Source organism: Pseudomonas sp. B21-021, from assembly GCF_024749205.1.
Lineage (GTDB): Bacteria > Pseudomonadota > Gammaproteobacteria > Pseudomonadales > Pseudomonadaceae > Aquipseudomonas > Aquipseudomonas paraglycinae.
This window is the reverse complement of the sequence record NZ_CP087192.1, coordinates 143,044-166,870: the sequence shown is the minus strand read 5'-3', so window position 1 is coordinate 166,870 and position 23,827 is coordinate 143,044. Positions and strand designations below refer to the sequence as shown.

Genomic DNA, 23,827 nt, shown 5'->3' with positions numbered 1-23,827 from the left:
CAACTGAACGTGACACCCGGAGAGTCTTCAATGAGCAGTGTTGTTGCCATCGTCAAAAGCATTGTCGGTCAGGTTTTCGTGGTGTCCCCAGAGGGCGTCCGTCGCGTACTCGTTGAAGGCGACCGACTGTTTGCCGGCGATCAGGTCGACACCGGCGTTTCCGGCGCCGTGTCCCTGGAACTGGCCGATGGCCGCACGATCGATCTGGGCCGTGACACCCAGTGGAGCGCCGATACCCCGGACTCCAGCACCGACCTGGCCGAAGCCACCGCGCAAGCCGCGCCGTCGGTAGAAGAACTGCAACAAGCCATCGCCGCGGGCGTCGACCCGACCACCGCTCTTGATGCCACCGCTGCCGGCCCGAGCGCCGCGGGGACTGGCGGTGCCGCCGGTGGCGGTCACAGCTTCGTGATGCTCGATGCGACCGCCGGCCGCGTCGACCCAACCATCGGTTTCCCGACTGCGGGCATCAACGCTGCCGGCCAAGCCGCGCAGAACATCACCGGCGGCCAGACCACCGACACCAACGCCAATGCCCTGCGCGAATCGACCCTGAGCCTCAGCGCCACGCCGAGCATCACCGAAGCCGGCGGCGTGCTGGTGTACACCGCGACCCTGACCCAGGCGCCGCTGACCGACCTGACCATCACCCTGTCCAACGGCGCGGTGATCGTGATACCGGCCGGTTCCACCACCGGCACCGTCAACGTGCCACTGGCACCGAACGACACTGTTTATAACGACCCGACCCAGATCGACGTGACGGTCACCGGCACCACCGGCGGCGGCGGCATCACCGTGACCCCGCCGACCACCCCGGCCACGACCCAGGTCACCGACACCATCGACACCACCACCGTCACTCTGACGGCGGGGCCAAGCGTGACCGAGGGCGGTCAGATCACCTACACCGCCACGCTGACCAACCCGGCGCAGACGCCGGTGACCGTCACGTTGTCCAACGGCTCGACCATCACCATCGGCGCCGGCCAGACCACCGGCACCGTCAACGTGCCGACCGCGCCGAATGACGTCTATAACAACGGCAGCACCGTCACCACCACCATCACCGGTGCCACCGGCGGCAACTTCGAGAACCTGGTGCCGAACCCGACACCGGCCGTTACCACGATCGTCGATTCGCGAGACACCACCGGCCTGACCCTGACCGCTACCGGCACCGTGGTCGAAGGTGGCCAGATCACCTACACCGCGACCCTGACCAACCCGGCGCAGACGCCGGTGACCGTCACCCTGTCGAACGGCTCGACCATCACCATCGGCGCCGGTCAGACCACCGGCAGCGTCAACGTGCCGACCGCACCGAATGACGTCTACAACAACGGCGGCACCGTCAGCACCACTATTACCGGTGCTACCGGCGGCAATTTCGAGAATCTGGTGCCGAACACGACGCCAGCGACCACCACCGTCACCGACTCCATCGACACCACCAACCTGTCGCTGAGCGCTACCGGTTCCGTGGCCGAAGGCGGTTCGATCGTCTACACCGCAACCCTGACCAATCCTGCTGGCACCCCGGTGACCGTGACGTTGAGCAACGGCTCCGTCATCACCATCGAGGCTGGCAAAACCACCGGCACCGTGACCGTTCCGGCACCAGCCGATGACGTCTACAAAGACGCCGGCAAAGTCGAAGTCACCATCAAGGACGCCACCGGCGGCAACTTCGAGAACCTGGTGCCAAGCACTGTTCCGGCCGTTACCGAAGTCACTGACACCGTCGACACCACCACGGTGAAACTCACCGCGACCGAGTCGGCAGCTGAAGGTGGCACTGTCACTTATACCGCTACTGTCGGCGCGCCAGTGACCGGTTCGCCGGTCACCGTGACCTTGGCCAACGGTCAGTCGATCACCATCGAAGTGGGCAAAACCACCGGTACCGTGACTACCACTGCGCCGAACGATGCGTTGACCGGCAATGCACCACTCACCAACTCGATCACCGGCGTTTCCGGCGGTAATTACGAAAATCTGGTGGCCGACAAGACTCCGGTTTCGACCACGGTGACAGACGTTGCCGACACCACCAACCTGACCCTGAGCGCCACCGGCACCGTCGCCGAGGGTGGTTCGATTGTTTACACCGCGACCCTGACCAATCCGGCCGGCACCCCGGTGACCGTGACGTTGAGCAATGGCTCCGTCATTACCATTGAAGCGGGCAAAACCACTGGCACCGTGACCGTTCCGGCCCCTGCCGATGACGTCTATAAAGACGCCGGCAAAGTCGAAGTGACCATCAAGGACGCCTCCGGCGGCAACTTCGAGAACCTGGTGCCAAGCACCGTTCCGGCTGTTACCGACGTGACCGATACCGTCGACACGACCACCGTCAAACTGACCGCGACCGAGTCAGCAGCTGAAGGTGGCACCGTTACTTACACCGCGACAGTTGGCGCCCCGGTAACCGGCTCGCCGGTCACCGTGACCCTGGCTAACGGTCAGTCGATCACCATCGAAGTCGGCAAAACCACCGGCACCGTCACCACCACCGCACCGAACGACGCATTGGCCGGCAACGCACCGCTGACCAACGCGATCACCGGCGTGAGCGGCGGCAACTACGAGAATCTGGTCGCCGACAAAACTCCGGTTTCGACCACCGTCACTGACACCGTCGACACCACCAACCTGACCCTGAGCGCCACCGATTCCGTGGCCGAGGGCGGCTCGATCATCTACACCGCGACGCTGACCAATCCGGCCGGCACTCCGGTGACCGTGACCTTGAGCAACGGCGCGGTCATCACCATCGAGGCCGGCAAAACCACTGGCACCGTGACTGTCGATGCACCGAAAGATGACGTCTACAAGGATGCCGGCAAAGTCGAAGCGACCATTTCCGGCGCAACCGGCGGCAACTTCGAAAACCTGGTGCCAAGCACTGTTCCGGCCGTGACCCAGGTCACCGACACCATCGACACTTCGACCGTCAAACTGACCGCGACCGAATCGGCGGCTGAAGGCGGCACCGTCACTTACACCGCGACGGTCGGCGCCCCGGTAACCGGCTCGCCGGTGACCGTGACCCTGGCCAACGGTCAGTCGATCACCATCGAAGTCGGTAAAACCACCGGCACCGTGACCACCACAGCGCCGAACGACGTACTGGCCGGCCATGCACCGCTGACCAACTCGATCACCAACGTCAGCGGCGGCAACTACGAAAACCTCGTGGCCGACAAAACCCCGGTCAGCACCACCATCACCGACACCGTGGACACCACCACCGTATCGCTGACCGCCACCGGCAACGTCAACGAGGGCGGGCAGATCGTCTACACCGCCACCCTGACCAACCCGGCCGGCACCCCGGTGACCGTGACGTTGAGCAACGGCTCCGTCATCACCATCGAAGCCGGCAAAACCACTGGCACCGTGACCGTTCCCGCACCAGCCGATGACGTCTACAAAGACGCCGGCAAAGTCGAAGTGACCATCAAGGACACTTCCGGCGGCAACTTCGAAAACCTGGTGGCCAACCCGACACCAGCGGTGACCAACGTCGCCGACACCATCAACACCACGCACCTGACTCTCAGCGCCGAAAGCTATGTGCTCGAAGGCACATCGATCACTTACACCGCGACCCTGACCAACGCCGCGCAGACGCCGGTGACCGTCAATCTGAGCAACGGCCAGACGATCGTTATCGAGGCCGGCAAGACCAGCGGTTCGGTGACCATCCCGGCGCCGAGCGATGACGTCTACAAGGATGTCAGCAAGCTCACCGTGACCATGACCGATGCCAGCGGTGGCAACTTCGAGAAACTCGACGTCAGCAAGACGCCGGTCAGCACCACGGTCAACGACACCATCGACAAGACCACGCTGACCCTGAGCGCCAGCGACACCGTCAGCGAAGGTGGCCAGATCACCTACACCGCGACCCTGAGCAACCCGGCCGGCACCGCCATGACCGTGACCCTGGCCAACGGCGCGGTGATCAACATCGCCGCCGGTGCCACTAGCGGTTCGGTGAATTTCCCTGCGCCGGCCAACACGCCTTACATCGATGGCGGCAAGGTGCAGACCGCGATTGCCAGCCACAGCGGCGGCAACTTCGAACAGGTCGATGCCAACCGTACGGCTGTGGTGACCAAGGTCACCGACACCGTCGACACCACCAACATCAGCCTGAGCGCCACCGGTTCGGTCGCCGAGGGCGGTTCGATCGTCTACACCGCGACCCTGACCAACCCGGCCGGCACGGCCATGACCGTGACCCTGAGCAACGGCGCGGTGATCAACATCGCCAAAGGCGCGAGCACCGGCACCATCACCGTCGCCGCACCGGGCGACGACGTGTACAAGGACGCCGGCAAAGTCGACGCCAGCATCACCAAGACCACGGGCGGCAATTTTGAAAACCTGGTGGTCGACAAGACCCCGGCGGTGACCGACGTCACCGACACCATCGACAACAGCACCGTTTCCCTGAGCGCCACGGCCAGCACTGTTGAAGGCGGCGTGGTGGTTTACACCGCCTCCGTCACCGCACCGGTGACCGGTTCGCCAGTGGTCGTGACCCTGTCCAACGGCCAGACCATCACCATCCCGGTCGGCGCCAGCAGCGCCAGCGTCAACTACACCGCACCGAACGATGCACTGGCCGGCGGCAACACGCTGAGCGTGAAGATCGACGGCACCAGCGGCGGCAATTACGAAAACCTGGTCGCCGACAAGACTCCGGCCGTGACGTCAGTCACCGACACCGTCGACACCACCAACCTGACCTTGAGCGCTACAGGTTCCGTGGCCGAAGGCGGTTCGATCGTTTACACCGCCACGCTGACCAATCCAGCTGGCACGCCAGTGACCGTGACTCTGAGCAACGGCTCGGTGATCACCATCGAAGCGGGTAAAACCACCGGCACCGTGACCGTTCCGGCTCCGGCCGATGACGTCTACAAAGACGCCGGCAAGGTCGAAGTGACCATCAAGGATGCGTCCGGCGGCAACTTCGAGAATCTGGTTCCGAGCACCGTTCCGGCCGTCACTGAAGTGACTGACACCATCGATACGTCGACCGTGAAGCTGAGCGCCGATACGTCGGTGGCTGAGGGTGGCACCGTCACCTACACCGCCACTGTTGGTGCGCCAGTGACTGGTTCGCCGGTCACCGTGACCCTGGCCAACGGTCAGACCATCACCATCGAAGTCGGCAAGACCACCGGCACCATCACCACCACCGCGCCGAACGATGCACTCAACGGTCACACACCGCTGAGCAACTCGATCACTGGCGTGAGCGGCGGCAACTACGAAAACCTGGTGGCCGACAAGACGCCGGTCAGCACCACCGTGACCGACACCGTCGACACCACCGATCTGACACTGACCGCGACCGGCACCGTGGCCGAAGGTGGCTCGATCACCTACACCGCCACCCTGACCAATCCGGCTGGCACTCCAGTGACCGTGACGTTGAGCAACGGCTCCGTCATCACCATCGAGGCCGGTAAAACCACCGGCACCGTGACTGTCGATGCGCCGAAAGACGACGTCTACAAGGACGCCGGCAAGGTTGAAGTCACCATCAAGGATGCGACTGGTGGCAACTTCGAGAACCTGGTGCCGAGCAATGTTCCGGCCGTTACCGAAGTCACTGACACCATCGACACCACCACGGTGAAACTCACCGCAACCGAGTCGGCAGCTGAAGGCGGTACCGTTACGTACACCGCCACTGTTGGCGCACCTGTCACTGGTTCGCCTGTGACCGTGACCCTGGCCAATGGTCAGTCGATCACCATCGAAGTGGGTAAAACCACCGGCACCATCACCACCACTGCGCCGAACGACGCGCTGAACGGTCACACCCCGCTGACCAACTCGATTACTGGCGTGTCTGGCGGTAACTACGAAAACCTCGTAGCCGACAAAACGCCGGTCTCGACCACCGTCACCGACACCGTCGACACGACCAACCTGACCCTCAGCGCCACTGACTCGGTGGCCGAGGGCGGTTCGATCGTTTACACCGCGACCCTGACCAACCCGGCCGGCACCCCGGTGACCGTGACGCTGAGCAACGGCGCCGTCATCACCATCGAGGCCGGTAAAACCACCGGCACCGTGACCGTCGATGCGCCGAAAGATGACGTCTACAAAGACGCCGGAAAAGTCGAAGTCACCATCAAGGATGCAACTGGCGGCAACTTCGAGAATCTGGTGCCAAGCACTGTTCCGGCTGTCACCGATGTAACCGACACCATCGACACCACCACGGTGAAACTCACCGCGACCGAGTCGGCAGCTGAAGGCGGCACTGTCACTTACACCGCCACCGTTGGCGCCCCGGTAACCGGTTCGCCTGTGACCGTGACCCTGGCCAACGGTCAGTCGATCACCATCGAAGTGGGCAAAACCACCGGCACCATCACCACCACTGCGCCGAACGACGCGTTGAACGGCCACACCCCGCTGACCAACGCGATTACTGGCGTGTCTGGCGGCAATTACGAGAATCTCGTAGCCGACAAGACCCCGGTTTCGACCACCGTCACCGACACCGTCGACACGACCAACCTGACCCTGAGCGCCACTGACTCGGTGGCCGAAGGCGGTTCGATCATCTACACCGCGATTCTGACCAATCCGGCGGGTACGCCGGTGACCGTGACCCTGTCGAACGGCGCCGTGATCACCATCGAAGCCGGCAAAACCACCGGCACCGTGACCGTCGATGCGCCGAAAGACGACGTCTACAAAGACGCCGGCAAGGTCGAAGTGACCATCAAGGATGCAACCGGTGGCAACTTCGAGAACCTGGTGCCGAGCACTGCTCCGGCCGTGACCGAAGTCACTGACACCATCGACACCACCACGGTGAAACTGACTGCGACCGAGTCGGCGGCTGAAGGTGGCACTGTCACTTACACCGCCACCGTCGGCGCCCCGGTAACCGGTTCGCCTGTGACCGTGACCCTGGCCAACGGTCAGTCGATCACCATCGAAGTCGGCAAGACCACCGGCACCGTCACCACCACCGCACCGAACGATGCACTCAACGGCCATACGCCGCTGACCAACTCGATCACCGGCGTGAGCGGCGGCAACTACGAAAACCTCGTGGCCGACAAAACGCCGGTCAGCACCACCGTGACCGACACCGTCGACACCACCAACCTGACCCTGAGCGCCACGCCGGAAGTCAACGAAGGTGGCCAGATCACCTACACCGCGACCCTGACCAACGCCGCCGGCACTCCGGTGACCGTGACCTTGAGCAACGGCGCCGTGATCACCATCGAGGCCGGCAAAACCACCGGCACCGTGACCGTCGATGCACCGAAGGACGACGTCTACAAGGACGCCGGCAAAGTCGAGACGACCATTTCGACCACCACCGGTGGCAACTTCGAAAACCTGGTCACCAGCACCGCCCCGGCGGTCACCACCGTCAATGACACCATCGACACGTCCACCGTGTCGCTGACCGCCACCGCCAACGTCGCCGAAGGCGAAACCGTGGTCTACACCGCGACCGTGACGGCGCCAGTGACGGGCTCGCCGGTCGTCGTGACCCTGTCCAACGGCCAGACCATCACCATCGCCGTCGGCGAGACCACCGGCACCGTGAACTTCGTCGCGCCGAACAGCCCGCTGGCGGGCGGCAGCTCGCTGAGCGTGACCATCGACAAGGCCACCGGTGGCAACTACGAACATCTGGCGGTGGACGGCAAGTCCGCCGACACCTCGGTGTCGGACACTGTCGACACGACCAACCTGAACCTGACGGCCACCGATTCGGTTGCCGAGGGCGGTTCGATCACTTACACCGCGACCCTGACCAACCCGGCGGGTACGCCGGTGACCGTGACCCTGTCGAACGGCGCCGTCATCACCATCGAGGCCGGTAAAACCACCGGCACCGTGACCGTCGATGCGCCGAAAGACGACGTCTACAAAGACGCCGGCAAAGTCGAGGCAACCATTTCGACCGCCACCGGTGGCGGTTTCGAGAACCTGGTGCCGAGCACCGTTCCGGCCGTGACCAACGTCACCGACACCATCGACACCACCACGGTGAAACTGACCGCGACCGAGTCGGCGGCTGAAGGCGGAAACGTCACTTACACCGCTACCGTCGGCGCACCTGTGACCGGTTCGCCTGTGACCGTGACGCTGTCCAACGGACAGTCGATCACGATCGAAGTCGGCAAGACCACGGGCACCGTCACCACCACCGCGCCGAACGATGCGCTCAACGGCCACGCGCCGCTGACCAACGCGATCACTGGCGTGACTGGCGGCAACTACGAAAACCTCGTGGCCGACAAAACGCCGGTTTCGACCACCGTCACTGATACCGTCGACACCACCAACCTGACCCTGAGCGCCACCAACTCGGTGGCCGAGGGCGGTTCGATTGTTTATACCGCGACCCTGACCAACCCGGCCGGCACTCCGGTGACCGTGACCCTTTCGAACGGCGCTGTGATCACCATCGAAGCCGGCAAAACCACCGGCACCGTGACCGTCGATGCACCGAAAGACGACGTCTACAAAGATGCTGGCAAAGTCGAGGCAACCATTTCGACCGCCACCGGTGGCAACTTCGAGAACCTGGTGCCGAGCACCGTTCCGGCCGTGACCGAAGTCACCGACACCATCGACACCACCACCGTCAAACTGACCGCGACTGAATCGGCAGCTGAAGGCGGCAACGTCACTTACACCGCCACCGTGGGCGCGCCTGTGACCGGTTCACCAGTCACCGTAACGCTGTCCAACGGTCAGTCGATTACCATCGAAGTGGGCAAAACCACCGGCACTGTCACCACCACCGCGCCGAACGATGCGTTGAATGGTCACGCACCACTGACCAACGCAATCACGGGCGTGACTGGCGGAAACTACGAAAACCTCGTAGCCGACAAGACTCCGGTCAGCACCACCGTGACCGACACCGTCGACACCACCAATCTGTCGCTGACCGCGACCGACAGCGTGGCCGAAGGTGGCTCGATCGTTTACACCGCGACCCTGACCAACCCGGCCGGCACCCCGCTGACCGTGACTCTGTCGAACGGCGCCGTCATCACCATCGAAGCCGGTAAAACCACCGGCACCGTGACCGTTGCCGCGCCAGCCGATGACGTCTACAAAGACGCCGGCAAAGTCGAAGTGACCATCAAGGACGCAACCGGTGGCAACTTCGAGAACCTGGTTCCGAGCACCGTTCCAGCCGTAACGGAAGTCACCGACACCATCGACACGACGACCGTGAAGCTCACCGCTTCCGAAACGGCCGCTGAAGGTGGCACCGTCACTTACACCGCGACTGTTGGCGCGCCAGTGACCGGCTCACCTGTGACCGTGACCCTGGCCAATGGTCAGTCGATCACCATCGAAGTGGGTAAAACCACTGGCACCGTCACCACCACCGCGCCGAACGATGCACTCAACGGCCATACGCCGCTGACCAACTCGATCACGGGTGTGACTGGCGGCAACTACGAAAACCTCGTAGCCGACAAGACTCCGGTTTCGACCACCGTCACTGACACCGTCGACACCACCAATCTGACCCTCAGCGCCACCAACTCGGTGGCCGAAGGCGGTTCGATCACTTACACCGCCACCCTGACCAACGCTGCGGGCACCCCGGTGACCGTGACCTTGAGCAACGGCGCCGTGATCACCATCGAGGCGGGTAAAACCACCGGCACTGTGACCGTCGATGCGCCGAAGGACGACGTCTACAAAGACGCCGGCAAAGTCGAAGCAACCATTTCGACCGCCACCGGTGGCAACTTCGAGAACCTTGTTCCGAGCACTGTCCCAGCCGTAACGGAAGTCACCGACACCATCGACACCACCACGGTCAAACTGACCGCGACCGAGTCGGCGGCAGAAGGCGGCACTGTCACTTACACCGCCACCGTGGGCGCGCCTGTGACCGGCTCGCCAGTCACCGTGACTCTGTCGAACGGTCAGTCGATCACCATCGAGGTGGGCAAGACCACTGGCACCGTCACCACCACCGCACCGAACGATGCGCTGACCGGCCACACGCCGTTGACCAACGCGATCACCGGCGTGACGGGCGGCAACTACGAAAACCTCGTCGCCGACAAAACCCCGGTTTCGACCACTGTCACCGACACGGTCGACACCACCAACCTGACCCTCAGCGCCACCAATTCGGTTGCCGAGGGCGGTTCGATCATCTACACCGCGACCCTGACCAACGCCGCTGGCTCGCCAGTGACCGTGACTCTGTCGAACGGCGCCGTGATCACTATCGAAGCCGGCAAAACCACTGGCACCGTGACCGTTGCCGCGCCAGCCGACGACGTCTACAAAGACGCCGGCAACGTGCAGGCGACGATCACCAATGCCAGCGGTGGCAACTTCGAAAACCTGGTCACCAGCACCACGCCAGCAGTAACCAGTGTCACTGACACCATCGACACCACCACGGTGAAACTCACCGCGACCGCGTCGGCGGCTGAAGGCGGCACTGTCACCTACACCGCGACCGTGGGCGCGCCTGTGACCGGTTCGCCAGTGACCGTGAACCTGTCGAATGGCCAGAGCATCACCATCGAAGTGGGTAAAACCACCGGCACCGTGACCACCACGGCGCCTAACGATGCGCTCAACGGCCACACGCCGCTGACCAACGCGATCACCAACGTGACGGGCGGCAACTACGAAAATCTGGTGGCCGACAAGACCCCGGTCAGCACTACCGTGACCGACACCGTCGACACCACCAACCTGTCGCTGAGCGCGACCGGCACCGTGGCCGAAGGTGGTTCGATCACCTACACCGCGACCCTGACCAACGCTGCGGGCACCCCGGTGACCGTGACCTTGAGCAATGGCGCTGTCATCACCATCGAAGCCGGTAAAACCACGGGCACCGTGACCGTCGCAGCGCCAGCCGATGACGTCTACAAAGACGCCGGCAACGTGCAGGCCACGATCACCAACGCGACGGGCGGCAACTTCGAAAACCTGGTGACCAGCACCACGCCAGCGGTGACCAGCGTCACCGACACCATCGACACCACCACGGTGAAGCTGACTGCAACCGCAACAGCTGCTGAAGGTGGCAACGTTGTCTACACCGCCACCGTCGGCGCGCCAGTAACTGGCTCGCCAGTCACCGTGACCCTGTCGAACGGTCAGTCGATCACCATCGAAGTCGGCAAAACTACCGGCACCGTGACCACTACCGCGCCGAACGACGTGTTGACCGGTCATGCGCCGCTGACCAACGCAATCACCGGCGTGAGTGGTGGTAACTACGAAAATCTGGTGGCTGATAAAACCCCGGTTTCGACCACCGTCACCGACACCGTCGACACCACCAACCTGTCGCTCAGCGCGACTGGCACCGTGGCAGAAGGTGGTTCGATCACCTACACCGCAACCCTGACCAACGCCGCTGGCTCGCCAGTGACCGTGACCTTGTCGAACGGCGCCGTGATCACCATCGAAGCCGGCAAAACCACCGGCACCGTGACCGTTCCTGCGCCAGCCGATGACGTCTACAAGGACGCCGGCAACGTACAGGCAACGATCACCAACGCCAGCGGTGGCAGCTTCGAGAACCTGGTCACCAGCACCACACCAGCGGTGACCAGCGTCACCGACACCATCGACACCACCACCGTGAAGCTGACCGCGACCGCGACAGCTGCTGAAGGTGGCACCGTCACCTACACCGCTACCGTGGGGGCGCCGGTGACTGGCTCGCCAGTGACCGTAAACCTGTCCAACGGCCAGTCGATCACTATCGAAGTGGGTAAAACCACCGGCACCGTCACCACCACCGCGCCTAACGACGTGTTGAATGGTCATGCGCCACTGACCAACGCGATCACCAACGTCAGCGGCGGTAACTACGAGAATCTGGTGGCCGACAAGACCCCGGTCAGCACCACCGTGACCGACACCGTCGACACCACCAACCTGTCCCTCAGCGCCACCAATTCGGTCGCCGAGGGCGGTTCGATCGTTTACACCGCGACCTTGACCAACGCTGCGGGCACCCCGGTGACCGTGACCTTGAGCAACGGCGCCGTGATCACCATCGAAGCCGGCAAAACCACGGGCACCGTGACCGTCGCAGCACCAGCCGACGACGTCTACAAAGACGCCGGCAACGTGCAGGCCACCATCACCAACGCCACCGGTGGCAACTTCGAGAATCTGGTCACCAGCACCACACCAGCAGTGACCAGCGTCACCGACACCATCGACACCACCACCGTGAAGCTGACCGCGACCACGACGGCGGCCGAAGGTGGCACCGTCACCTACACCGCCACCGTCGGTGCGCCGGTGACTGGCTCGCCTGTGACCGTGAATCTGTCGAACGGTCAGTCGATCACCATCGAAGTGGGTAAAACCACCGGCACCGTGACCACCACCGCGCCGAACGACGCGTTGACCGGCCACACGCCGCTGACCAACTCGATCACCAACGTTTCTGGCGGCAACTACGAAAACCTCGTAGCCGACAAGACACCGGTCTCGACCACCGTCACCGACACCATCGACACCACCAACCTGACGCTCAGCGCGACCGGCACCGTGGCCGAGGGTGGTTCGATCACTTACACCGCGACACTGACCAACGCTGCGGGCACTCCGGTGACCGTGACCTTGAGCAACGGCGCCGTGATCACCATCGAAGCGGGCAAAACCACTGGCACCGTGACCGTTCCTGCACCAGCCGACGACGTCTACAAGGACGCCGGCAACGTGCAGGCCACGATCACCAACGCCAGCGGTGGTAATTTCGAGAACCTGGTCACCAGCACCACGCCAGCGGTGACCAGCGTCACCGACACCATCGACACCACCACCGTGAAACTGACCGCGACCACGACGGCAGCTGAAGGTGGAACCGTCACCTACACCGCTACCGTGGGTGCGCCGGTGACTGGCTCGCCGGTAACCGTGAATCTGGCCAACGGTCAGTCGATTACCATCGAAGTGGGTAAAACCACCGGCACCGTGACCACCACCGCGCCGAACGACGCGCTGACCGGCCACGCGCCGCTGACCAACTCGATCACCAACGTTTCTGGCGGCAACTACGAGAATCTGGTGGCTGATAAGACTCCAGTCAGCACCACCGTCACCGACACCATCGACACCACCAACCTGTCGCTCAGCGCGACCGGCACCGTGGCTGAAGGTGGTTCGATCACTTACACCGCAACCCTGACCAACGCCGCTGGTTCACCAGTGACCGTGACCCTGAGCAACGGCTCGGTGATCACCATCGAAGCGGGCAAGACCACCGGCACCGTGACCGTTCCTGCGCCAGCCGACGACGTCTACAAGGACGCCGGCAACGTGCAGGCCACGATCACCAACGCCACCGGCGGCAATTTCGAAAACCTGGTGACCAGCAACACACCAGCCGTGACCAGCGTCACCGATACCATCGACACCACCACCGTCAGCATCACCGGCAGCACCTCGGTGACCGAAGGCCAGACCGCCAGCTACACCGTCAGCCTGACCCACCCGGCGCAGACCGAAGTGACCCTGAAAATCGTCTACAGCGGCACCGCCGCCGACGGTTCGGACTTCACCGGCGTGTACACCGTGAAGATCCCGGCCGGTGCCAGCAGCGCGCAGTTCAACGTTGCGACCATCGACGACAAGATCACCGAAGGCACCGAAAACTTCGTGGTCAAGATCGACTCGGCCACCGGCGGCAACTTCGAAAACCTGGCGGTCAGCAGCACCAATGGCAGCGTCAGCACCTCGATCATCGACAACGATGCACCGCCGGTCATCGACCTCGACGCCAACAACTCCAGCGGTGCAACGGGTGCCGACTACAAGGTGACCTTCACCGAGAACACCCCGGGCGCAGGCGTATCAATTGCCGACACCGATATCAAGATCACCGACCCGGACAGCACCATGCTGACCGGCGCCACCGTCGTGCTGACCAACCGTCAGGACGGCGATGCGCTGAACCTGGGCAACAGCGTCAACGGCATCACCATCAATGCCAACAGCACCAACGGCACCGTCACCCTGACCCTGTCCGGCAACGCAACGCTCGCCGACTACATGCAGGCCATCAAGAACATCAGCTTCACCAACAGCAGTGAAGACCCGAGCACCGTGCCGCGGATCATCACCGTGACCGTGACCGATGGCGGCAACTACTCCAACACTGCGACCACCACGGTCAACGTGGTGGCAGTCAACGATGCGCCGGTCGCTGCACCGGTTAACGTCACCGGCACCGAAGACACCCCGCTGGTTCTCGGCTGGTCGACCTTCGGCGTCAGCGACGTCGACAGCCCGGCCAGCAGCCTGGGCGTGAAAATCACCCAGCTGCCGGGCGAAGGCAAACTGCAGTACCTGGACGGCTCGACCTGGAAAGACGTCGCCACCAACCAGACCTTCAGCAAGGCCGATATCGACGCCGGCAAGCTGCGCTTCCTGCCGGATGCCAACGAGTCGGGCGTGAACGGTTACGGCGGCACCGGCCTGGGCAACAACCAGGCTGACTACGCGCAGATCAAGTTCCAGCCAACCGACGGCCAGTTGCTGGGCAACACCGGCACCGTGAAGATCGACATCACGCCGGTGGCGGATGCACCGACCCTGTCGGTCGCCGACAACAGCGTGAAGTCCACCGGGCTGATCAAGGAAGTCTGGACCGGTCTGTCGGGCCTGGGCACCGACGGCAGCGGCGCGAATTCGACCACCCTGAAAAACGTGATCGACGGCGCGGGCAAGCCGAACACCAGCGGCACCGTGAACAACGTGCAGTCCGACGGCAGCGTGACCGCCGGTACTGCGTCGAAAACCTCGGGCCTGATCTATCTGGAAGCCGGCAAGACCTACACCTTCAGCGGTACCGGTGACGACAGCCTGCTGGTGACCATCGGCGGCAAGAACGTGGCGTCCACGACGTGGGGCGCGGGCGGCAACCTCAACGGTTCGTTCACCCCGACCACCAGCGGTTACTACACCCTGGACATTTACCACCACAACCAGAGCGGCCCGGGCAGCTACGACGTCAACCTGTCGGTCAACGGCAGCACGCCGATCGACCTGAGCAGTGCCGGCGTGCCGATCTACACCGGCGTGCAGGATCTGGTGAATGCCGGCGTGACCGTCTCCGATCTGCACGGCAACAACGGCGAAGGCTATTACGACGGCTACAAACTCAACACCGGCGCCGAAGGCACCACGGTGAAACTGTCGTCGATCAGCACCGCGCTGACCGACACCGACGGCTCGGAAACCCTGAGCATCAAGATCAGCGGCGCACCGGTCGGTTCGGTGCTCAGCGACGGCGCAGGCCACAGCTTCACCGTGACCGCCACCAGCGGCGACGCCAACGTCACCGGCTGGAACCTCGGCACCCTAACCGTGACCCCGCCGACCTACTACAACGGCCAGTTCAACCTGACCGTGACCTCGACTTCCACCGAGGCCGTGGGCGGCTCGGCCAGCACCACCGCGACCATTCCGGTCACCGTGGTGCCGGCGGTCTACAACTCGATTGTCGCCACCTCGGCCGACGATACCGTCACCGGCACCGACGGCAACGACATCATCGTCGCCGACATCGGCGGCCTGACCGTGGTGCCGGGCACCAACTACAACATCGCGTTCATGGTCGACAGCTCGGGCAGTATGAGCGCCTCGTCGATCAACGCCGCCAAGGACTCGCTGACGTCGGTGTTCAATACCCTCAAGCAGAGCCTGGGCAGCAACTCCGGCACGGTGAACATCTTCCTGGTGGACTTCGATACCCAGGTCAACAAGTCGGTGTCGGTGAACCTCAACGACCCGAACGCGCTGACCTTGCTCAAGGCCGTGCTGGACTCGATGTCGTCCGGCGGCGGCACCAACTACGAAGACGTGTTCAAGACCACCGCCAACTGGTTCCAGAGTGCCGAGGCCGTGGCCAATACCGGGGCGAAGAACCTTACGTACTTCATCACCGACGGCCAGCCGACCTACTACCAGAGCAACGAGGCGACCAACCCGACGCTGTACGGCAACAAAACCCTCGATAGCCTGATCACGACCAGCAACTATCAATTGGGCAAAGCCATCAGCCTGTACCCGGACAGCACGCACCAGATCGACATCAGTGCCTCGGGCTACGTGACGGTCTGGACCAAGTCCGGCGGCAGCTGGTCGTACCAGAACTTCGGCACCCTGCATGCCCAGGGCGACGGTACTTACGAGTTCTCAAGCCTGGCAGGTTCGGGCAACAGTACCGGCTCGACCACCACCGACAACTCCACCAGCAGCTTCGCACTGCTGGACAAACTGTCGACCGTCGAGGCCATCGGCATCAACAACGGCGTCAGCCTCAACGACCTGAAGCCGTATGACTCGGACCACGCGCCGCAGACCAACATCGATCCGAAGGACCTGGCCAACTCGATCATCGGCCACACCGAAGCGACGATGCCGGGCAACGACACCGTCAGCGGTGGCGACGGCAACGACATCCTGTTCGGCGACCTGGTGAGCTTCAACGGCATTGCCGGCGAGGGTTATCAGGCGATGCAGGCGTTCGTGGCCAAGGAAACCGGGGTCGACGTCAGTAAAGTCACCACCAGCAACGTGCACCAGTACATCACCGAGCACTATCAGGCGTTTGATGTGTCTGGTGCCCACGATGGCAACGACACACTGCTGGGCGGCGCGGGCAACGACATCCTGTTCGGCTCGGGCGGCAACGACCTGCTCGACGGCGGCAAGGGCAATGACATCCTGCTCGGCGGTACCGGCAACGACACGCTGATCGGTGGTCAGGGCAACGACATCCTGATCGGTGGTTCGGGTGCCGACACCTTCGTCTGGAAAGCGGGCGACACCGGCAACGACGTGATCAAGGACTTCAAGGCCAGCGAAGGCGACCGCATCGACCTGCGCGACCTATTGCAGGGCGAGACCGGCAGCACCATCGACAACTTCCTGAAGATCACCACGGTCGACGGCGTGTCGTCGCTGCAAGTCAGCTCGGGCGGCAAGTTCAACTCGGGCGATGCCGCAGCCGCCACACCGGACGTGACGATCAAGCTGGAAGGCAACAACTGGTCCACGGCCAACATTCACAACCTGATTGCCGGCAGCGATCCGACCATCAAGGTCGACCACAACAACAGCTGATGCGTGAACAACGGCCGCCCCACTTGGGGCGGCCGTCACGTTTGCGGTGCTTGAACCGGTGACGATTGCGTCGGCGCACCGCATACTCGCGCGCAGTTGGCTATGCTGACAGCATGACGCTGGTCCATTTCCGAGGGATGCTCAATGTTTTACGTGCAACGCGATGCGCAGGGTCAGTTGATTCGCGTGGAAGCTGCGGCCTACGCCGAGGCCACGGAAACGCTGCCGGCCGACCACCACGAAATCCAGGCCTGGTACGCCAACGAGGCCGTGGAGAACAGCCTCAAACAGCTCAAGCAGAGCGACCTGGAAATGATCCGGGTACTCGACGACCTGATTCAGGTGCTGACCAGCAAAGGCGTGATCCGCGTCACCGACCTGCCGCCGGCAGCCCAGGCCAAGTTGATGGACCGGACCCAGGCGCGGGAAGCGCTGGGCGGGTTGAGTCAGTTGATTGATGAGGATGAGGGCGGGTTGATCTGATCCGTTTGAAGTCGAGTTGATCGTTCCCACGCTCCGCGTGGGAATGCATCAAGGGACGCTCCGCGTTCCAGTCACACCATCGGCATTGCGTCGGACACCGTTGTGACGCGGAGCGTCACGGGCGGCATTCCCACGCAGAGCGTGGGAACGATCAGGCTCACCGCCAAGGCTTGGGCTCACCGAAGAGCTGCCCCTGCACCCCATACAACCCCATCTCGCGAATCACCGACAATTCCCCTTCCGTCTCGACCCGCTCGGCAATCAACGGCAGATCGATGCTGTGCGCCGCGCGCTGGATCGCTTCGATGAACAGGCGCTTGTCGCTTTCCTGATCGATCGCCCGGATGTAGCTGCCATCGATCTTCAGGTACGCCAGCCCCAGCCGCGCCAGGTTGCCGATCATGCTGAAGCGTCCGCCGAAGCGCTGCAGGCTCAGGGAGAAACCGAGTTCGCGCAGGCGCCGGGTCAGCTGTTCCAGCACCGCTTGCTCCGGCAATTGTTCCTCGCCGATTTCCAGGGTCAGGCGCGCACCGAGGTTGGAATGCGCCCGCAGGATCTCGAACACTTTGTTCAACGCCTGCGGATCGGCCAGGGTCGCCGACGACAGATTCAGCGCCAGGGATTCTTCATGAACGGCCATTTGCTCCAGCACCCGCTCGAGCATCAACCGGTCCAGTCGCGCAGTCCAGCCGAAGCGTTCAAGCCAAGGCAGGAAGCGCCCGGCGGGGATGGTCTGGCCCTGCTCGTCGAGCAAGCGCGACAGCACTTTGTAATGCAGCACCAGTTGCGTGTCCTGCGCCGCCACTACCGGCTGGAAGAACAGCTCGAAACGCCGCTGGTTCAGCGCCTGATCGAGCAAGCGATGCCAGGCGTGGTGATCGTCACCGACGTCCGCCACCAGGCTTTGATCGAGGCACGCCCAGTTCTGCTCGCCCTGCCCTTCGGCCTGGGCCAGCGCCTGATCACCAAGGCTGAGGACCGCTTGCGGCGAATCTCCGTGAGCGAACGGTGCCAGGCCGATGGAGGCCACGGCGGCCACGTCGGTGGCGCCTGTCGCGTGCAGACTGCTCAGCGCACTGTCGAGACTCTGCGCCAGTTGCAGCGCTTCTTCGCGGGTCAGCCCCGGCGCCAGCACGGCGAATTCACCACCGCGAATCCGGGTGACGAGGTTCTGGGTTTCCGGGTATTTGGCGCACTCGCGGGACAGTTGCTCGCCAACCGCTTTCAACAATTCATCGGTGCGCTGACCGCCAAGGCGCTGGTTCAGCCCAGCCAGATCCTTGACCCGCAACAGCAGCAGATATCCGGAGCTGGCCTGCTCCGGGTTGCTGACCCGCGCATTCAACTGCATCTCGAAATAACGCCGGTTGGCCAACCCGGTGAGGTTGTCCTGATAAGACTCGGTGCGCAGTTTTTCACTGCGCTCGGCCTGCTCCTGAAACAGTGCCTTGAGCTTCTCGACCATCTGGTTCATCGCCAGCACTACGCGCCGCAATTCAGGCGTGCGCGGCAGGTCCGGCAGGCTGAGGAATTCACGACGGGCGATGGCGTGGGATTGCTTGACCATGTAATCCAGCGGCTTCAATTGCCGGCGCAGCAACAACGCGCCGAGCACCGCACTCACCGCACCACAGACCAGCAACCAGCCCAGGCTGCCGAGTGCGCTCTGCCAGAGTTTGGCCAGGGCGAACATCGGGTGGCTGACCACCTCGACCCGCGCCGCCTGCTCCCAGCCACGGCTGACCAGCGCATCGCCACCGGCCGGCTCCAGGCCGATCAGTTTGACGAACCAGTCCGGCACGTTGGTGACCGCCGGAATGCCATTGCGCTCGACGATGGTCTGGTCAGTCTTCAGGTCGACCACGCGGATGCTCGAGTAATAACCGCTGTCGAAGATCGAACTGACCAGCAGCTCGACCATCGCCGGGTCATCGATGTTCGGCGTCAACGACAGCGCCAGCGCCGTGGCCGCATCCTGGGCGTGGGAGCGCAACTGGTTGACGTACTGGGTGCGCGAGCTCTCCAGACTGACCATGAAGCTGCCGGTGAAGGCGACCACCAGGAACAGACAGATAGCGATCAACAGCTGTTTGAACAAAGACATCTGAGCGCGTGCTCCTAGTTAGTCGTCTCGACCGGAAATCCTTCGGCCTGCATTTTCTTCAACACATCCTGCCAGCGTGACAGGCGTTTGGTGTCACCGACCTTCTTGTTGCCCTTCGCTCCCGGCAGATACAAACCCTCGGCATTGAAAGAGTAGACCGGCAGCAAATCGGTTCGCTCGGCGGCCGGTTTGATCGGATCGATCAGGCTGTCGAGCACCAGCGGCATGGCGTCAGGGCTGGAATAGTAAGTCAGGACCATGTGCGCGCGTTTCTGGCGCAGCGCCTTTACGTAGGTGATGCGCAACTTGTCACTGGCCACACCGAGGTGGCGCAGGCTGAAATACTTGGCGATCGCATAGTCTTCGCAGTCGCCGGCGCCTTTCCACAAGGCTTCGATGGGGGTTTCCCAATAATCGACCTCGTGCCACAGATCGATGTCTTCGACGTAGCGCATCTGTTTGTTGAAAAACAGGTTCACCACTTTGAGCTTTTCCATCTCGCTGACCTGCTTCTGCGTGGCCAGCAGATTCTGCCAGGCATCGATCCGCTGTTGCCCCGCGCCCAACGGCCCGTACAGTGCCGTGGCCTTGCGGCTGATCGCGGAAAAATCCCAATCGGCATGCAGGCCGCCCAGCATGATGCCGGCCAGCAGCAGCGCGCAGGCAAGCCAGCGCGCAATCCGTGGGATTGCGAAACGTACCGCCAATGCAAGGCATCCAGGGCAGAGAGGAAAGCGCTTGATGGTGAAGGTTAGCCCAGCAAAAAACAATGGCACCCTGAGATCATCGCTGGCGCGCTAAACTTCAGATGTGACAGGGTTCTTCTACACGGTTTGACAACCTGTAGAGCAATCACTAGTGTCCTTTGGATCCAAATCCGCAGTCATAGGGTGTGCAGTTGTGACCCAGAAGCCCAAGCCACTCCACAGCATCAAAGTCGACGGCCCGATTCCCGCGCATCTGGCGCGCTCGGTCATCGAAGAAACCCTGCGCGCCGCGATTCTCGACGGGCGTCTGCCCTGCGGCACCGCCGTGCGCCAGCAGGATCTGGCCGACCTGTTCGGTGTCAGCCGCATGCCGGTGCGCGAAGCCTTGCGTCAGCTCGAGGCTCAGGGCCTGCTCAGCGTGATTGCCCACAAAGGCGCGGTGGTGGCGCCGCTGATCCAGGGCGATGCAACGGAAACCTACGAACTGCGCATCCTGCTGGAGTCCGAAGCACTGCGCCAGTCGATCCCGTTGCTGACCCCGGCCGATCACGAGCGCGCGGCCGGCTACATCGAAGAGCTGGAAATCGAACACGACTACACCGAAATCGGTCGGCTCAACCGTCTGTTTCACATGGCGCTCTACAGCAAGGCGCCCAATGGCCGGCTGTTGCGGCTGGTGGAAGACGGCCTGAATGAAGAAGAACGCTTCCTGCGCTTCAACCTCGAGGCCATGGGCCTGGGCAAGCTCTCCCAGGACGATCACCGTGCGTTGTTGCAGGCCGTGAAAGAGCGTGACACCCCGCACGCCGTGACACTGCTGGAGCAGCACCTCAATCGCGGTGTCGAAGTGATCACCCGTTACCTCGCCAGCTCCGCCGGCCAAAGCCGCAAAGCGGCGCGCTGAATCCTCCCTCCCGGGTGAGCCTCCACTCACCCGGCGAATAACCCGCTTACAAATCCCCCCACCGGTCACGGTCATTTGCCGTGGCACATCGGCGCCTGCGCTCTAACCTCCCCCCTGCTTTGAACAGCCCGGAATTTGCACCGCAAGGAAGTCATTTTCGACGATAGCCGCGGCGCCGATTTACGCGCACCCTTGAATCGCCAACCCAATATAGAACGGGGACGCGCCGCCCCGGCAGCAGTCCCCGCACCAGGAACCTACGGAAGGAGCCTTGTCACGGGAACAGGAAGAAACGGCGCCGTTACAGCCCGACTTCATCCCCTCATATTCATTCAATTACTCAATTGGAAAGTTGCTTCGAGTGAGGCATTCACTCTTGTCGTTCAATTTTGGCCATTAAACGCCGAAAGGAGTAACTACGCCCAAATAAAACTTAACTTATAAGTTTTATCAGACCCACTCATACTTCAAAAACAGTCAACTAAAAATAATTAAAAATAAACTTGTTAAGTTGTTTTGCGATGTATTAGTTTTTCTTCGCCGAGTTTGGATCCGAAATGACAAACCCGGCACAACCTTGCAGTACGGCCTCGATTGCGACGGTTTGACCGTCCGCTGCTGTCTCGGGCCCTTCAGACATTGCCTGCTTTCATCGAAACCGAATGAGGCTGTCGTTCGCCTGGAGAAACTTGTTCAGCGTTATTAGCGATTGATTGAGCAATCCCTACTTCCCTATTAGCCAGAGTCTCGCAACCATGCCAACTAAAGAGCAACTTACACTAAAGAAAGCCGAACTCAGCGTTCATCCGATCTTCTCCGAAATCGATTCTTTGGCGACATTGCGCCGTTTCATGGAGTCCCATGTATTTGCTGTCTGGGACTTCATGTCGCTGACCAAGCGCCTGCAGCAGGAACTGACTTGCACGCGTCTGCCGTGGTTGCCGCCACGAGATCCGCACGCGGCACGACTGATCAACGAAATCGTGCTCGGGGAAGAATCTGACGATCGGCTGTCACACGGGCATTACAGTCACTTCGAACTGTACCTCGATGCGATGCGCGAAGTCGGTGCGGACACGACAGCGGTGGAGCGCTTCGTGACGCTGCAGCAGGAAGGCGTGAGTTACGACGTCGCCCTGCAAAGCGTCGAGGTCGATCCGGCGGCTGCGCGGTTCGTCCGTGACACTTTGCACACCGCGCTACATGCACCCGGTCACAGCGTCGCCGCCGCCTTCCTGCACGGTCGCGAGAGCGTGATTCCGACCATGTTCCAGCGCATGCTCGATGCCTGGGGCATCGGCGTCGAACAGGCGCCGACCTTCCGTTACTACCTCGAGCGACACATCGAAGTCGACTCCGAAGACCACGGCCCGGCCGCAGAACAACTGCTGGACCGACTGGTGGACGGCGATCCGCAGCGCGAAGCCGAGGTCTACGCCAGCGCCATCGCCGCCGTGGAAAGCCGCATCGCCCTGTGGGACGGCCTGCGCCTGAGCATGCGCGAACCGCTGGCGGAGGTGGCCCAATGAACGCCGCCGACTACCATTCTTTCGCCGATGCCTGGGAAAGCCGCGCGACCATTCGCACCCGGCCGCGCCGCGTGCTGGAAGATGACGCGCGGCTGATCTATCCGCTCAGCCGCCAGCCGTTGGTGCTCAGCGAAACCTTCCTGCGCGAATGCCCGGAACAGCGTGATTTCGCCCTGGTGCAGACGCTGTACAAGTTCATCAACGACGTGGTGATTTTCGAAACCGAGATCGTCGACAAGACCGCGCGCAGCATCGCCAAGAACCGCTTCGCTGTGCCCTTCCCGTTCGCCTGTCGCTACGACGCCATGACCGTGGTCGTGGACGAGGATTACCACGCACTGGTAGCGATGGATTTCATGCAGCAAACGGTGGCCATGACCGGCATCGAGCCGATCGAGCTGCCGAATGAAATCGAACTGAGCCGGGCGATTCCGGCCGCCGTCGAGCTGGCCCCGCAACATCTGCGCAGCGCCGTGGAACTGATCTGCGTCGCCATCGCCGAAAACACCGTGACCGGCGATGTCGCGGCGTTCGCCCGGGACGACACGGTCAAGCCGTCGATCAAGGGCCTGATGGCCGACCACTTGCTCGACGAGGGCCGGCACTCGAGTTTCTGGGCGCGGATGGTGCGCATCTACTGGCACACCGCGAGCGATGCGGATCGCGAATGCATCGCGCAGATCCTGCCGGTGTTCATCGGCCACTACCTGACCAACGACATCCAGAAGTCCTTCGACCTGCGCCTGATCGACGCCCTGCCAGTCAACGAGGCAACCCGCCGCGCACTGAAAGACGAGATGGCCGGGCTGGCCTTCCCGATCAATCGCCACCACCCGCTGGTGGGCAACATCGTGCGGTTTTTCCACAACAGCTCGCTGCTCGACACACCGTGCGTGCAGCACGCCCTGCGCGACTACCTGGTTTGACAAGGAGGCTG

At 62.6% G+C, this 23,827-nt stretch carries 7 protein-coding genes; 5 read left to right on the top strand and 2 right to left on the bottom strand.

All coding sequences use genetic code 11. The features are described 5' to 3' along the window. Positions 1–30 precede the first annotated feature (30 nt). Both LOY31_RS00715 and LOY31_RS00710 read left to right on the top strand, forming a co-directional pair. Positions 31–17,163 (top strand): immunoglobulin-like domain-containing protein, encoded by a 17,133-nt coding sequence (locus LOY31_RS00715; protein WP_258712707.1) that lies wholly within the window; start codon positions 31–33, stop codon positions 17,161–17,163. 144 nt (positions 17,164–17,307) lie between these two features. Further along, positions 17,308–17,646: a hypothetical protein gene (locus LOY31_RS00710; RefSeq protein ID WP_007960236.1), complete on the top strand. Its 339-nt coding sequence runs from the start codon at positions 17,308–17,310 to the stop codon at positions 17,644–17,646. Positions 17,647–17,803: 157 nt separating this feature from the next. Here LOY31_RS00710 and lapD read toward each other — a convergent pair whose 3' ends face one another. Beyond that, positions 17,804–19,750, bottom strand: a complete 1,947-nt coding sequence (gene lapD, locus LOY31_RS00705; protein WP_258712706.1) for a cyclic di-GMP receptor LapD — start codon at positions 19,748–19,750, stop codon at positions 17,804–17,806. 14 nt (positions 19,751–19,764) lie between these two features. Further along, entirely contained in the window at positions 19,765–20,457 is a 693-nt protein-coding gene (gene lapG / locus LOY31_RS00700; RefSeq protein WP_258712705.1) for a cysteine protease LapG, read from the bottom strand. A 193-nt stretch (positions 20,458–20,650) separates the two neighbouring features. Here lapG and LOY31_RS00695 point away from each other — a divergent pair, with 193 nt between their 5' ends. The 3 genes from LOY31_RS00695 to LOY31_RS00685 all read left to right on the top strand — a co-directional run bounded on the left by LOY31_RS00695 (position 20,651) and on the right by LOY31_RS00685 (position 23,816). Next, complete coding sequence (locus tag LOY31_RS00695; protein WP_230734589.1) at positions 20,651–21,361, top strand: GntR family transcriptional regulator; 711 nt, start codon at positions 20,651–20,653, stop codon at positions 21,359–21,361. Positions 21,362–22,116: 755 nt separating this feature from the next. Next, positions 22,117–22,890: a DUF3050 domain-containing protein gene (locus LOY31_RS00690; RefSeq protein ID WP_085684382.1), complete on the top strand. Its 774-nt coding sequence runs from the start codon at positions 22,117–22,119 to the stop codon at positions 22,888–22,890. After that, positions 22,887–23,816, top strand: a complete 930-nt coding sequence (locus tag LOY31_RS00685) for a diiron oxygenase (protein WP_258712704.1) — start codon at positions 22,887–22,889, stop codon at positions 23,814–23,816. The genes LOY31_RS00690 and LOY31_RS00685 overlap by 4 nt, the downstream gene beginning before the upstream one ends. The last annotated feature ends 11 nt before the right edge of the window (positions 23,817–23,827 follow it).

Excerpts from the sequence above, each read along its gene's own strand:
- LOY31_RS00715 (WP_258712707.1), top strand. The coding sequence starts at position 31 with ATGAGCAGTGTTGTTGCCATCGTCAAAAGCATTGTCGGTCAGGTTTTC.
- LOY31_RS00710 (WP_007960236.1), top strand. The coding sequence starts at position 17,308 with ATGTTTTACGTGCAACGCGATGCGCAGGGTCAGTTGATTCGCGTGGAA.
- lapD (WP_258712706.1), bottom strand. The coding sequence starts at position 19,750 with ATGTCTTTGTTCAAACAGCTGTTGATCGCTATCTGTCTGTTCCTGGTG.
- LOY31_RS00690 (WP_085684382.1), top strand. The coding sequence starts at position 22,117 with ATGCCAACTAAAGAGCAACTTACACTAAAGAAAGCCGAACTCAGCGTT.
- LOY31_RS00685 (WP_258712704.1), top strand. The coding sequence starts at position 22,887 with ATGAACGCCGCCGACTACCATTCTTTCGCCGATGCCTGGGAAAGCCGC.